Consider the following 14,466-nt stretch of genomic DNA (forward strand, 5'->3'; position numbering starts at 1 on the left):
ACAAAGTAAAGACCACTAAAACAAGCCAAACAAAAACCCCGCAATTGCGGGGTTTTTATTTACTTAGATATAATCAAGCCTATAAGGAGAAAGCTAATCTAACTTTCAGACTAGTGCATAAGTGCAAATATCTAACTCACATTTTATATCTGTTTGATGCTCTATTTAAGGCTATCTCTAAAGGCTGTACGCATACGATTCAACCCTTCTATCAATATCTCTTTAGGACAAGCCACATTTAAACGCATTTTTAAATGTCCTTCCTCACCATATTTAATACCAGCGTTTAGCTCAACTTTAGCAGCTCTAAGCGCATCATACAGCGCCTGATCGTCTTGACTATACGCTGAGCAATCTAGCCAAATTAGGTACGATGCTTCTGGGCGCATGATTTTAATATCAGGCAAATACTCATTTAAAAACTGCACGGTCAATTCAATATTGGCCTCGATATAACTAAGCGCCTGCTCTAGCCACTCACCGCCGTGCTCGTAAGCACTACGCATGGCTGTATATGCAAATAAATTCAGCTCGTACTCATCATTTAATTGCTGCTGCTGACTGATTTTTCTGATTAGCGCTTTATCTTTAGCAAATATCATCGAGCCTTTGATACCTGCGATGTTGAAGGTTTTGGTCATCGAAGTCAGGCTGACGACGTTGTGCTCATAGCCTTCTGCCAGCGTCAGAAATGGCGTAAAAGTATGACCAGTCAGGGTTAAATCTTGATGAATTTCATCACTCACAATTGCCACATTATGCTTTCTGCAAATCGCAAGTAGCGCTTCTAGCTCGTCCCTCGTCCATACGCGCCCGCCAGGATTATGCGGATTGCACAGTAGATAAAGCTTAACCTCATGCTCGATGATTTTAGCTTCGATATCAACCAAGTTCAGATGATATTTACCTTCGACTTCCTTCAGTGTAGAAAGTACAAGCTTGCGACCATTTTGCTCAACCTTGCTCATAAAGGGTGTATAGATAGGATCGTTGACCAATACTGCTTCGCCTACCTTGGTAAAGACATTCATCATCAGCGCTAGGCTTGGCACGACACCAGGGGAAAACAAGATATTTTGCTTCTCTAACTGCAAGTCATAACGACTGCCATGCCAGTTAATAATTGAGTCATATAAAGCGTCAGTAGGTTTGGTATAACCCAAGATGCCATGCTGCATGACTTGCTCAACCGCACTTAATATCGGTGTGGCAGCCTTAAAATCCATATCTGCTACCCATAGCGCAATCGTGTCATCGCTATAGTGCCACTTGAGTGAACCGGTATCGCGTCTGTCGATTATTTCATCAAAGTTATATTGCATTGGTACTCTTCTTATTTGGAATAATAATGGTTTGGAACGTCAAAAACACAGCACAATATATGCATTGTATTATCAATATACGCTACGCTATCTGCTCTAGTAGATTAAGGCGCATTCAATTTTTCACAAAGAATTAAAGTGATTTTAGACCCTAAATATCCATTTATCGGCTTAAATAACCGTCAAAGATATAAAGTAAACTTTATTTCAATAATGATTAAAAATTAATGCTACATTAAGGTTTCGGACTCTATCTATGATAAAGTTATTTATGCCAAAGTGCGCTGATGTTGCCATGATTATAATCTATCAACATCTACCCAAACTATCTAATAAGCCATCAAGGCTAACAAAAAGGAATGAAGAATGAAAATGGACTTTTTACCGAAATCAGTACTAAAGATTAGTGCCCTTACCTTTGCCATTGCCGCAACCGCTTCTTGCACTGCTATGGCAACAGGAACTGACCATCAAACTGCAAACGTAACTAGCAGCACTGCTATCACTCTCGGCAATGCTGCCACGACTAGCGGCACCAATGATACCGTTGCCATCGGTAGTCAGGCCAATGCAGGATTAAACTCAGCTACTGCCGTTGGCGGTCAAGCGAACGCTGCTGGTCTAGGCTCAACCTCTATCGGTTGGCAATCAAAAGCCACTGCCGAACGTGCGCAAGCTTTTGGTCATCTAGCCAATGCAAGTGGTGTGCGCTCTACCGCTGTCGGTGAAGCAGCTATGGCAGGTGGAAATAACGATACGGTTGCTGTCGGTAATAAAGCCAATGCAGGTCTAAACTCAGCCACTGCCGTTGGCGGTGAAGCCAATGCTGCTGGTCTAGGATCAACCTCTATCGGTTGGCAGTCAAAAGCTACCGCTGAACGCGCACAAGCATTCGGTCACCTAGCCAATGCAAGTGGTATGCGCTCTACCGCTGTCGGTGAAGCAGCTATGGCACAAGGCGCAACCTCGGTCGCAGTCGGTAATAAATCTATGGCAGGCGGCATGAACAGCATCGCTATTGGTAATGAGGCAAAGGCGTCTAAAGACAACCAAGTCGTCTTAGGTAACGCTGGACAAGTCCAGTCGAGTACCGCAGCACAATCAGGTACGGTCAGAATCGTCACAATCGATGACAACGGCACTTTAGGTACGATGATGGTTGATTACTACCAAAAAGCTAAATAATTATAGTTGGGCAGTTAACACTGCCGCTGGTGTCGTTATAGCCAGTCATACTCGATAAAACAAAAAACCTCGCGATTGCGAGGTTTTTTTGGATGGTATGTTCGACTAAATAGGACTTTTATGAAAGTTTAAAAGATAACTCCACATATCGACCTTTTATCTTTTGTGTATGAGCAATAACTCTTAAACTGTATTAATATTAACGGCCCTTGAACTCAGCCTCACGTCTCTCAACCATCGCCATCACACCTTCTTTGGCATCTTCTGAATGGAACAGCGGCGGCAGATAGCTATGGATATTGGCCAATGCCGTTGCTGCGCCATTACGGCTGGCATCTTGTGCTGATGACAACGCCCCTCTCACACCCAAAGGCGCGGCTTTACAGATCTCTTGTGCCAGCGTCAATGCACGCTCATATTCAGACCCATTTGCCACGACTTCGCTGACCAAATTCAGTCTATCAGCCGTTTGCGCATCGAATGCTTTACCAGTGAGTAGATACGGCATGGCTTTTTGCCAGCCAGCAGCGGCTACAAAACGTACCGTTGCCCCGCCAAATGGCATGATGCCGCGCTGGACTTCCATCTGTGCAAAGTTACAGTTATCACTAGCGATCACCACGTCGCTGTTTAACATCAGCTCGATAGCTACCGTGAAGCAAGTACCTTTTACCGCGACGACCACGGGTTTGGTACGTAGTTTCCCACTAATTCCCCATGGATCGATTTGATCGTCATTAAACTCAAACACGCCATCGTTTAGCTTGTCTTGTAGCTCTACCAAATCTAGCCCAGCGGTAAAGTGATCACCATGGGCAAATATCAGCGCACAGCGTAAGTTATCGTCCGCCTCGTAACGGGTCATGGCGTCAGACAGTTGAGCAATCATATGACTGTCAAAGGCGTTGCGTTTATTGGCACGGTTTAGCCCGACAAGGCAAACATGGCCTTGCGTGTTATAAGTGATGCGGTTTTCTGTGGCGTTACTATCCGTAGTCATGGTTCCATCCTTGTTAAAATAATCATTGGCGTTTGATAAATAGTTATATAGTCAAATCTCGATAATTTATCGGTAGAGATTGAGTAATAAGTCACCTTTAATATAGACACCCTCGTTCTATAACACAAGCCATAGAGATGACTCGCATAGTGCAAAAATCGATAAAAGTTGACCTTATTTACGATAAGTGCAACTATGTTGCAGGTCTAAGTATGGTTCAGAGTATTTTATGGAATTTTGGCACGGTTTTTTACTCATCACTAGCGTACATCTATTGGCTGCGGCCTCACCTGGCCCTGATTTTGTCTTAGTCTCGCAGCAGACATTAGCAAAAGGTCGACGCACAGGTTTGATTTGTAGTCTCGGTATTACCTTGGGTCTTGCCGTTCATATTATCTATTCTGTATTAGGACTGGCGACTGTCATTGCTCATTCGCAGCCGTTATTGACTACTATTAAATGGTTAGGTGGCGGCTATCTAATTTATTTAGGTTGGCAAGGTATCCAAGCTAAGCCTAAAAAGCCAGCGGATTTAGACACAGCTCATCATTTAGAAAAAACACATCCTTTAGAAAAAGCAGACTCACAAGTGGGTCCAAGTACTCACGTTTCACAAGATTTGCTTACTAGCCAGACCACACCTGCAGCCAAAGATATCTCTACCCAAGAGTTACCTAGCAATGGTGAATCTACCTTTGCTACGTTACGTCGCGGATTTCTTTGTAATGTCTTTAATCCAAAAGCGCCTGTCTATTTTGTAGCTATTTTTACTCTTGTATTGTCGCCTGATATACCGCTTTGGCAATTGGCTATTTATGGTGTATGGATGATGGTGTTACAGATGTCGTGGTTTAGTACGGTCGTCATGCTACTCTCTATCCCTGCGGTACATCGACGCTTCCAAAGATTTGAGCATTGGATCGACCGCGTATTGGGTACTGCGATGATCGTATTAGGGCTTAACTTGATATTGCGCCATCGATAAGCGACCGATAAAGCGCGGATAAACAATTAGCAACCTGCGAAATCTGCTACACTGGTTACTTATATCCATATATCGTAGCCTGACATTATGACAAGTAAGCCCATGACCCGTAACCCTGCAAATAGTAAACACAGAAACAGATCTCCTGCGACCGCAAAGAAACTCGGTCAGCTGCACCCACGCAACCCGCACCAAGGTCGTTATGACTTTTCGGTACTGACTCGTGCCTTACCCGAGCTTGCTGACCATACCATTACCAATCCTAAAGGTGAGTCGACGATTAACTTCTCGGATCATCAGGCTGTTCGCGTGCTAAATAAAGCACTGTTGGCGAACTATTACGGTGTTAAATTTTGGGATATTCCTGAAGGATATCTATGCCCGCCTATTCCTGGACGTGCCGATTATATTCACTATATCGCGGACTTGTTGGCGCAAACCACTCACGTAAATGCCGATAACACACCGCCAACGGGTAAGGAAATTCACGCCCTTGATATCGGTACTGGTGCGAGTGCGATCTATCCTATCGTTGGTAGTCAGAGCTATGGCTGGCGCTTCACGGCAAGTGACATTGATCCTATATCGGTCAATACCGCAGCGCTGATTTGTGAAGCCAATCCAAAGCTGAAAAGTGCGGTCAAAGTAAAGCTGCAGCCTGAGCCTAAGTTTATCTTTAAAAACATCATTGGTCGTCAAGATTATTTTGACGTCGTGGTTTGTAACCCTCCGTTTCATGCTTCATTAGAAGAAGCAATGGAAGCCAATAGCCGAAAGCAGCACAATTTGCAGCGCCATCGTGGTAAGAATGAAAGCGAGCAAATCAGCCGTAGCTCAACCAAATCAGGCAACGCTGCGCAAAACCTGAACTTTGGCGGTCAGCACAAAGAGCTATGGAGTGAAGGTGGCGAAATTGCGTTCTTGACCAAAATGGCTAAAGAAAGCCAGAGCTTTGCAGAACACGTTGGTTGGTTCACAACATTAGTATCAAAATCTGAAAACGTGAAGCCATTGCAATTATTATTAAAGCAGCTAAACGTCGCTCAAATGCGTATTATTGAAATGAGCCAAGGTCAAAAAAGCACTCGCGTACTAGCTTGGCGCTTCGACACTGACGAAGAATAATCGATAAGTAAAATTAATAGTCTAAGTTTCACGTGAAACAAAAAAGCACCGTTTTGATATCCAAAGCGGTGCTTTTTTATAAATACTTAGTAAAAAACTAAATAAATTAACTGAAGAACATCACTTTTAGACCAATCGCTATAAGCACGATACCGCCCAATGCTTCAGCCTTATCCTCTAGCCATGTACCTGAGCGACGTCCCAAATAGATCCCAAGCCAGCCAAATATAGCGGTTACTATAGCGATAATAAGGCAGGCTAACCACGCGTTCAGTGCCAATAAATTCAGCGTAAACCCTGCTGCCATTGCATCAATACTGGTTGCAACTGCTAACGTAAACATAGTGCGATGATTGATATGTCCATGCTTACTCGTGGCTGTTACTGTATCACTATCAGTGTTAATATCATCATTGACGTCTAGATCATCACTGTCATCATCTGACTCATCAGCAGTAAACACTTCGTAAAGCATTTTGCCACCTAGAGCAATCAATATAGTACCGCCAATCCAAGGTGCGGCAGCGGCCAACCAACCCAACATTGCCGCACCTAATAAGTATCCGATAAGAGGCATGACACCCTGAGCGATACCAAAGTAAAGCGCAGCATAGATAGCCAAGCGCAGTACATATTGATGACTGTATTTTTGAGCCTTAGCACCCAACCCTATTGACACTGCAAACGCATCCATTGCTAAAGCAATAGCGAGTAAAATTACTTCAACCATTTGATTTCCACAGATTATAATTATTAGGTAATAGTAACGCTAACAAATGAGTTTCACGTGAAACAAAAATACCGCCTTGAATATCAAAGCGGTATTTTTATAAATTGTCAGTAACCAATTTCAAATTTAGATATCTAAGTTCGATACTGTTAGCGCATTTTCTTCAATGAAGATACGACGCGGCTCAACGTGGTCACCCATTAAACAGGTAAACATATGGTCAGCGGCGATAGCATCTTCGATAGTGACGCGTAGCATACGACGGTTTTCAGGATCCATCGTTGTATCCCACAGCTGGTCGGCGTTCATCTCACCTAGCCCTTTGTAACGCTGGATAGCTAGACCACGACGTGCATCCAGCATCATTTGTTGCCATAGGTAATCAAAGTCACGCACTGGGATATCTTTCGTTGTGCCCGCACTTGCTTCACGGCGAATAAAGGCATCGCTCTCAAGCAACGTATTCCATTCACTTGATAAACGTAGCAGTTTGCCATACTCACCCGAGTTGATAAAGCTAGCATCTAACAGGTAATGGTGTGCCAGTTGATGCACGTATACCGTGACGCGTGGTAGCCATTGAGCCTTGGCAGATAAAGCCTCACTATCTGACGCTTCGCCGTCTTCAGTACCTACTACTGGCGTCATACCCAATAGATCTGCTGCGGCTGCATCCATATTTTTTGGCTGCGGCGCATGGATATTAACCAGTTCAATCTCAGGGCTTAGATCGCTACCGAAGTGATCAAGCTTAGTCTGCATCGATGCTTTCCAATCCTGCATGGCAGACTCATCATAAGTCATGTCAGTGCTAAGTTTTGGCGTATGCGTCAATGCGTCCAAAATTACCGCTGGGAAGCGAATCTGCAAACGCGCTTTGATCAACTGCGTTTGGTTATAATCATTCAGCAACGTCTCAAGCGCTTGCCCAGTAATGGCAGGCGCATCAGCACTGATGTGTAGCTTCGTATTGTCAATCGTTGATGACAATAGATACGCTTTAAGCGCTTCGTCATCCTTTAGGTATAGCTCTTGACGACCTTTTTTCACCTTATAAAGCGGTGGCTGAGCGATATAAATATAACCACGCTCGATCAATTCAGGCGTTTGGCGGAAGAAGAAAGTCAGCAGCAAGGTACGAATATGTGACCCATCAACATCGGCATCGGTCATGATGATAATTTTGTGATAGCGTACTTTATCTGGATTATATTCGTCAGGGCCAATGCCACAACCCAATGCCGTAATCAGGTTACCCACTTCAGCAGACGATAGCATCTTGTCAAAGCGCGCACGCTCAACGTTTAGAATTTTACCTTTCAGTGGCAAAATCGCTTGAGTCTTACGGCTACGACCTTGTTTAGCTGAGCCACCTGCAGAGTCACCCTCCACAATATATAGCTCAGATAGTACAGGATCTTTTTCTTGGCAATCAGCAAGTTTACCGGGCAGACCTGCGATGTCTAGAGTTGTCTTGCGACGGGTCATTTCACGCGCTTTACGAGCGGCGTCACGCGCCCTTGCTGCTTCCATAATTTTATTAGCAATGGCTTTACCCGCCGTTGGATTCTCTAGCAGATAGTCATTGAACTTATCATGCATCGCTGATTCAACAGCAGATTTCACTTCGCTTGAGACTAGCTTGTCTTTGGTCTGACTTGAGAATTTCGGATCCGGCACTTTCACCGAGACAATAGCCGTCAAACCTTCACGAGCATCATCACCAGTCGCAGCAACCTTTTCTTTTTTGAATAGGTTCTCGCGATCCATATAGCTATTTAAGCCGCGTGTAAGTGCTGAGCGGAAACCTGATAGATGCGTACCACCATCTTTTTGCGGAATATTATTGGTAAAGCACAGCACTTTTTCGTTGTAAGTATCAGTCCATTGCAGCGCAACCTCGACACTGATACCGTCGTCTTGCTGACTGGTAAAATGGAATACTTCATTGATACCGTCTTTACCAGCATTGATGTAACTAACAAACTCTAGCAAGCCACCTTTATGCTCAAACTCATGACGCTTATCAATACGCTCATCAGTCAAAACAATACGCACACCAGAGTTCAAAAATGACAGCTCACGTAAGCGTTTTGCTAAGATGTCGTACTCAAAGATCGTACCAGTAAACACATCACTGCTAGGGTAAAAGCGGATTTGTGTGCCCGTCTGATCGGTTGCTTCCATCTGTTGGATATCGCTATCAGGTACGCCATCAGTATAAGTCTGATGATAATGATAGCCTTCACGCCAGATATTCATCTCAAGCTTTTGAGACAGAGCGTTAACTACTGATACACCTACACCGTGCAGGCCACCTGATACTTTATAGCTATTGTCATCGAACTTACCGCCTGCATGCAAGACAGTCATAATAACCTGAGCTGCTGATACACCCTCTTCTGGGTGGATATCAACAGGCACACCGCGACCATTATCCATCACACTGACAGATTCGTCTTCGTGAATAACGATATCAATCTGATCACAGTGACCAGCCAGCGCCTCATCGATAGAGTTATCCACTACCTCAAAGACCATATGATGCAAGCCTGTGCCATCATCGGTATCACCGATATACATACCAGGACGCACACGTACGGCCTCTAACCCACGCAATACGCGAATATCTTTAGAACTATAATCAGAAGGCAATACTTCTGAAACTACAGTAGGCACGGCGGCTTCAGTAGCACTGTCGTCTATCAATTGCTCGTGGTCAATAGGTAATGAATCACTCATGTACATTCCTTAATCTAGCCATAATCAGCCATTTACGATTAGCGCACTTATAAAAAGTCCGCTACATAATGGCATCTTAAAATTAACGTCTATTATTCATAATCTAAAGTGCATATGAGCAGCTAAACCACTAACCACCGTTAGCCTCAAAAAAGGCCGCACAGAGATAAAATTAGTAAATTATTTATTAGTAATAGTCTTTGTTTTTCTAACCGTTGTTAAAACTATTGAAATAAATAAAATACATAATTATCAAAGACTTATAGATAATGAAAAAATAGAAATCTTTTCTATGATGCTATCAAATAAATTGCTGAGCACAGGACAAAAATAAAGGGTCATTTTAACATTTTTTTGCTTCTAAGTCACTGTTTACTGAGAGTTTTACGGTCTGTGAAAGGTCGTCTTAACATAGTAACGGTTAGGACAAATAGTAGTGGCTAGTGTATTGAATAATGAGAAGTTAAAGTAGATGGGTAATCATCAAAAGTATAAGCAGAAGAATGAAATATTAGTTAGTAAATGAGATTTTTCCTTGTTTCACGTGAAACGTATTCGGCTGTGACCAAAGTTTATTAACTAAAGGTAAAATATCATCTGTCAGACTGGTCATAAATACTTGGCAAGGGAGTTGAGCTAGGGTCGATAGCAGTATTTCTATAGCTCTATCATCTAATTCTGCAGTGATATCATCTAGGAGTACAACAGGTGTCGCTCTCGATGATAATTCATCATTGAGTGAGTTACTGCGCTCCCCATCGTTTAGCAACAGTGGTAGTTGCGATAGGCGCAGTGCAGTGATAAGTAGCTTTTTTTCACCGCGAGACAATACATTTGCTGCCTGTTCTTTTAAAGTCGGTAATTTGGTTTGAACACTATGTGCTGAAGCTGCTGTTCTGGCATCTGTCGTTTGGTCGCTTATAGACTCATCAGAACGCCAATGCACATGAATATCAGCACGATGATTGCCTATACGGGTATATCCCAGTTGCAAATCCTGCTCTAACCGCTCATTAAGCTGCACATCTAGCGCGACACTGGTGTCATAACCAGCGTTATAGCTCAGGCTCAGTTGCTCAGCGTAAGAAGGCAATAGCTGTACAATACTCTTGGCAAAATAAGGCTGCCATTCAGTAAATACTTGCTCGCGATAATGATGAATCAAAGCAGCATGGTTGCTCAACCCTTTATCCCATGATTTTAGCTCAGTAAGCTGTAATTGAGTTAAATGACGAGTGCTTTTTAGCAAACTATTGCGCTGTTTTAGGAGGCGTTGGTAAGCCATCCATTGTGGATGAAACCCTTGTTTCATGTGAAACACTAACCAATCTAACAGCTGTCGACGGCTAGCGCTTCCCTGCTCCAATATATCCATTGTCGATGGATCTATCAGCAATGTAGGTAGCTGCTCTGTTAAGATACTCTGGTTGTAAACAGTGGTTTGATTGAGGCGTAAAATGGTCGTAGCATCTGCTTGCTTTTGAATAGCTAAAGTACGACCATCACTGAGCTTAGCATGAACAGTTGTATTATTCTGATGATGCTGAATATAACGTTTTGGCTGGTGATGACGAAAGCTTTTACCTCTTGATAACAAGAATATAGCTTCGAGCAACGAGGTTTTACCACTACCATTTGCACCGATAATGATGTTGCAAACAGCAGACTCTAAGCTAATTTGAGTAAGGTTTCTAAGATAAGATATTTGTAGACGTTCAATCATGGTATCGATAGCCGCCCATTAAAGCCTGCTATTTTGGCAGGCAAAAGTTTGTTAAAAATCAATATTCAGTATAAAAAAACTCTTTGAAACGTTCTGCCTTTATTCAAATTTGTTTATTTCTAAAGAAAACACACTATATACGCATTGGCATAATGACATACTGATGGAACTCATCATTTAGTTGATTGACCAATACAGAGGCATTAGATTGGCTCATATGCATTTGTAAATCGCCTTGGATGACGCCTAATACATCTTGCAGATACGCAGCATTGAACGACAGCTCCATCGGCTCACCTTGATACTTAGCTTGTATCATCTCGACTGCTTCATCCTGCTCAGCATTGTTGGCACGTACTTCGACCATACCATCGCTGGCAAAATTAAAGACCACACCACGAGATTTTTCATTACTCAAGATAGCAACACGACGTAGTACGTCTGTCATTTTTTCTTGACTGAATAAAGCCAATTTATCAGTATTACTCGGCATCACACGGCGATAATCAGGGAACTTACCATCAATCAAACGTGCGGTAAACGTCACCATTAGATCTTGGCTGACCTGTCCTGCACTATCAACATCACCAAATGGCAAACTTACTTGTAAAAACTCTCGGCCAAAACTTAGGGTAACTGCGTTGTCCTGATCACCCAGCATTTTACCAAGCTCAGAAGCTAAACGCTCAAGTTCGATCACTGCCTTACGTGGCAAGATAGCTTGCATATTGAGATCTGCACTTACATTGATCACACTACGGGCTAATGCCAGTCTATGACCATCTGTTGCTACCGTTGTCAGTTGCTGCTGTGAAACATCAAACAACATACCTGTTAAATAATAGCGTACATCTTGAATTGCCATCGCAAACTGCGTTTTATGAATCAAATCTGTCAGACGATTACGGCTAATGGTCAGAGGTGTGATATTTTCAGGGTTACCCAAGCTAGGATAGTCTTCGCTTGGTAGTGTCCCTAATGTAAAACGACTCTTACCACTAGTTAACAAGCAACGCTCATTTACCTGAGTTGCTAGATTAACTTGCGCCTGCGCTGGTAGCGATTTACAAATATCTTTTAGCTTGGTTGCAGGAAGCGTCGTTGTACCTGCTTCAACACAAGCACCAGCAGGCAATTTCAATATCGATGTCAGCTCTACCTCTAAATCTGATGCTGTTAAGATAAGCTCAGATTCTGATAGCTGTAGCTTGATATTACCCAATATAACCATATTGTGGCGTTTATCAGCGGCTTTGGCGATCAAGTTGATAGCTTTTAGTAACGATTCTCGATTGATCGATAATTGCATGCTTAGTTACTCTTATTTGAATGATTCTTTTATAAAAATTTGTCGTAATGACTCAATAATACCTTGTCTGCTAACGATAATCTACAGAGCATCTGTGCACTTGTGTTTTCGATATTATATACCATCTGTATCTACTAGAATACAACGATATCTAACGCTTTTATCCTGCCTGTAACATCAGAGCTAGGGTCTTATAATCCTTATCAAATGCAGGATCTGCTGCTCTTAACTCATTTACTTTATCGCAAGCGTGCATCACCGTCGTATGGTCGCGTCCACCGAACGACTGACCAATTTCAGGGAAGCTATCGCCTGTTAATTCACGCGACAAAGCCATAGCTATTTGACGTGGTCTTGCAATACTACGCGTACGCTTACGTCCCATGATATCTTTGACCGTGACATCATAGTACTCAGCAACTATCTTACGGATGTTATCCATATTCACTGCCTGCACACGCATTGCAACAATATCTTTTAGTGCGTATTGCACCATCTCAAGAGTAATCTGTGCTCCTGTTAAGTTAGCATTGGCAAATACCTGATTTAAAGCACCTTCTAAACGTCTGACATTAGACACCACATTTTGCGCAATGAATAGCGCACATTCTTTGGGCAATACCATACCGTAAGAAGCCGCTTTTTTCTGCAGAATTTGTACTCGAGTATCAATTTCAGGAGGATCAACAGCGACTGTCAACCCCCAAGAAAATCGTGATCTAAATCGCTCATCAAATTCCGTCATTTGGGAGGGATGTCGATCAGAGGCCAAAATTAACTGTTTATCACCACTAGTAAAATCTGCAAATAATGTTAGAAACTCATTACTACTTTTAGTCTTTCCTGCCAATACATGAATATCATCTACAATTAATAAATCTACTTTTTTTATTTTCTTTTTGAAATCTTCTATTTTATTATTTCTTAATGAATAAACTAATTGATTTATAAATTTTTCAGAGGTGAAATAATAAAAACTTTGATTATTTTTTAAATAGCGATGAGCTACAGAATGCATTAAATGCGTTTTTCCCAAGCCAGAAGGGCCATATATAAATAAAGGATTGTGACGATTTTTTGATTGGCGCTTACCAAGCTCATAACAAGCCTTATAAGCCAAGTTATTGGACTTGCCTGTAACAAAGGTTTCAAAAGTAAATTCGGGGTTCAGATAGCTTAATGATTTTGTATCAGCAGACTCAACTGCCTCAGTATGACGCATGTTCGCTTCGATATCTGCTTTTGCGTTGTTGTGATGAATAGATTCAAATTTATGTTCGGTTGGGGTAGGGGAGACCTCGTCTTCTACAAACAAAGAACCTGATTGACTGTTATCTTCTGCATTGCGGCCAGCATTATCAACACGTACGACGACCTCTTCAATACTACCTTGACTGTGTTTGGTCACCAACTGCTGAATATCTTGAAGATGATTCTTCTTGATATACGTCACAAAATAATCATTGGGAGCAAGAATAATCAAAGTTTGTGCTTCTTGATGAGCTGACAGAGGTCTCAGCCACATAGTAAACACGTTGTCTTTGACGTTATAACGCAAATCGTTTAGACATTTATCCCAAATATTTGCTGTGTCTATCATGAAAAGTACTGACCTTGTAATCTGAAATAATAGTTATTTTTTAGCAATATAAATTGCTACCTAAGCCTCGATATTACACGTAACAGCTAACCAAAGAGTTCGTACTGATATCCTATACGAAGGTGTATATCAAGTAGCGCCTAATTTAACACAGATACCCTGTGGATAAAACCTTGTTTTTTGTGGATAAGACTGTGGACAGTTTTGTGCATAACTTTCACAAGCTAGTTATCCATATTTAACCCACAGTTTATCCACAGGCTTACCCATAGGCTAGTAAATTGATAATAAAAAGGAAAATAGGCTTAACCACAGATAATCATGGCCCCAATAATAACAATACTATATTTATATTAATTAATTATTATTATAGTGTTTGAACTAACCTGTGGATAACTTTGTAAATTATAGAATATATAACTATAAAATTTGGTTAACTAGAAATAGATTTTAAGGAAATATCTTTACTAGATTTGTATGAGGTATTTCATATTTGGGGACAAAGCAAATTAGTTTATTGACCAAAACTATACTGAATGGTATAATCCTCCGTTATTACGAATTTAGTCCATTATTTTGATAGGTGAGTTATGAAACGTACATTCCAACCAAGCGTGATCAAGCGTAAACGTACTCACGGTTTCCGTGCTCGTATGGCAACTAAAAAAGGCCGTCAGGTCTTAGCTCGTCGCCGCGCTAAAGGACGTCATCGCCTTACTGTATAATCAGTAGATTGCGATAAGCA

Annotated in this window: 11 protein-coding genes; 4 read left to right on the plus strand and 7 right to left on the minus strand. The window is 42.0% G+C overall.

Features of this window, described 5'->3' with window-relative positions; translation table 11 throughout:
* Positions 1 to 161: 161 nt before the first annotated feature.
* Entirely contained in the window at positions 162 to 1,322 is a 1,161-nt protein-coding gene (locus ABFV72_RS05500; RefSeq protein WP_347162736.1) for a MalY/PatB family protein, read from the minus strand.
* Positions 1,323 to 1,688: 366 nt separating this feature from the next.
* Between ABFV72_RS05500 and ABFV72_RS05505 the strand changes: the two genes are divergently transcribed.
* Positions 1,689 to 2,507 carry a hypothetical protein gene (locus ABFV72_RS05505; protein ID WP_347162737.1) on the plus strand — a complete coding sequence of 273 codons (819 nt, stop codon included), beginning with the start codon at positions 1,689 to 1,691 and terminating at the stop codon, positions 2,505 to 2,507.
* Between the two features lie 199 nt (positions 2,508 to 2,706).
* Here the strand turns inward: ABFV72_RS05505 and ABFV72_RS05510 are convergent, their stop codons facing one another.
* Entirely contained in the window at positions 2,707 to 3,507 is an 801-nt protein-coding gene (locus ABFV72_RS05510; RefSeq protein WP_290176641.1) for a crotonase/enoyl-CoA hydratase family protein, read from the minus strand.
* A gap of 229 nt (positions 3,508 to 3,736) precedes the next feature.
* Between ABFV72_RS05510 and ABFV72_RS05515 the strand changes: the two genes are divergently transcribed.
* Both ABFV72_RS05515 and rlmF read left to right on the plus strand, forming a co-directional pair.
* Positions 3,737 to 4,492: a LysE family translocator gene (locus ABFV72_RS05515; RefSeq protein ID WP_347162738.1), complete on the plus strand. Its 756-nt coding sequence runs from the start codon at positions 3,737 to 3,739 to the stop codon at positions 4,490 to 4,492.
* Positions 4,493 to 4,579: 87 nt separating this feature from the next.
* Positions 4,580 to 5,617: a 23S rRNA (adenine(1618)-N(6))-methyltransferase RlmF gene (gene rlmF / locus ABFV72_RS05520; RefSeq protein ID WP_347162739.1), complete on the plus strand. Its 1,038-nt coding sequence runs from the start codon at positions 4,580 to 4,582 to the stop codon at positions 5,615 to 5,617.
* Positions 5,618 to 5,723: 106 nt separating this feature from the next.
* Here rlmF and ABFV72_RS05525 read toward each other — a convergent pair whose 3' ends face one another.
* From ABFV72_RS05525 to dnaA, 5 genes are all read right to left on the minus strand, one after another.
* Entirely contained in the window at positions 5,724 to 6,347 is a 624-nt protein-coding gene (locus ABFV72_RS05525) for a manganese efflux pump MntP (protein WP_347162740.1), read from the minus strand.
* 126 nt (positions 6,348 to 6,473) lie between these two features.
* Entirely contained in the window at positions 6,474 to 9,089 is a 2,616-nt protein-coding gene (gene gyrB, locus ABFV72_RS05530; protein WP_347162741.1) for a DNA topoisomerase (ATP-hydrolyzing) subunit B, read from the minus strand.
* 511 nt (positions 9,090 to 9,600) lie between these two features.
* Complete coding sequence (recF, locus tag ABFV72_RS05535) at positions 9,601 to 10,812, minus strand: DNA replication/repair protein RecF (protein WP_347162742.1); 1,212 nt, start codon at positions 10,810 to 10,812, stop codon at positions 9,601 to 9,603.
* Positions 10,813 to 10,945: 133 nt separating this feature from the next.
* Positions 10,946 to 12,121, minus strand: coding sequence for a DNA polymerase III subunit beta (gene dnaN / locus ABFV72_RS05540; protein ID WP_347162743.1), 1,176 nt, complete (start codon positions 12,119 to 12,121; stop codon positions 10,946 to 10,948).
* A gap of 160 nt (positions 12,122 to 12,281) precedes the next feature.
* A complete protein-coding gene (gene dnaA, locus ABFV72_RS05545) occupies positions 12,282 to 13,721 on the minus strand; it encodes a chromosomal replication initiator protein DnaA (protein WP_201547546.1) in 1,440 nt (479 codons plus the stop codon).
* Positions 13,722 to 14,311: 590 nt separating this feature from the next.
* On the opposite strand from dnaA, the gene rpmH reads away from it, so the two are divergent.
* Positions 14,312 to 14,446, plus strand: a complete 135-nt coding sequence (rpmH, locus tag ABFV72_RS05550; RefSeq protein WP_007394757.1) for a 50S ribosomal protein L34 — start codon at positions 14,312 to 14,314, stop codon at positions 14,444 to 14,446.
* The last annotated feature ends 20 nt before the right edge of the window (positions 14,447 to 14,466 follow it).

The organism is Psychrobacter proteolyticus, assembly GCF_039762275.1.
GTDB classification, from domain to species: Bacteria; Pseudomonadota; Gammaproteobacteria; order Pseudomonadales; family Moraxellaceae; genus Psychrobacter; species Psychrobacter proteolyticus_C.

Bases quoted from the DNA above. Each gene is read 5' to 3' on its own strand.
- rlmF (WP_347162739.1), top strand. From the start codon at position 4,580: ATGACAAGTAAGCCCATGACCCGTAACCCTGCAAATAGTAAACACAGA.
- ABFV72_RS05500 (WP_347162736.1), bottom strand. From the start codon at position 1,322: ATGCAATATAACTTTGATGAAATAATCGACAGACGCGATACCGGTTCA.
- ABFV72_RS05515 (WP_347162738.1), top strand. From the start codon at position 3,737: ATGGAATTTTGGCACGGTTTTTTACTCATCACTAGCGTACATCTATTG.
- rpmH (WP_007394757.1), top strand. From the start codon at position 14,312: ATGAAACGTACATTCCAACCAAGCGTGATCAAGCGTAAACGTACTCAC.
- ABFV72_RS05510 (WP_290176641.1), bottom strand. From the start codon at position 3,507: ATGACTACGGATAGTAACGCCACAGAAAACCGCATCACTTATAACACG.
- dnaN (WP_347162743.1), bottom strand. From the start codon at position 12,121: ATGCAATTATCGATCAATCGAGAATCGTTACTAAAAGCTATCAACTTG.
- dnaA (WP_201547546.1), bottom strand. From the start codon at position 13,721: ATGATAGACACAGCAAATATTTGGGATAAATGTCTAAACGATTTGCGT.
- ABFV72_RS05525 (WP_347162740.1), bottom strand. From the start codon at position 6,347: ATGGTTGAAGTAATTTTACTCGCTATTGCTTTAGCAATGGATGCGTTT.
- recF (WP_347162742.1), bottom strand. From the start codon at position 10,812: ATGATTGAACGTCTACAAATATCTTATCTTAGAAACCTTACTCAAATT.
- gyrB (WP_347162741.1), bottom strand. From the start codon at position 9,089: ATGAGTGATTCATTACCTATTGACCACGAGCAATTGATAGACGACAGT.
- ABFV72_RS05505 (WP_347162737.1), top strand. From the start codon at position 1,689: ATGAAAATGGACTTTTTACCGAAATCAGTACTAAAGATTAGTGCCCTT.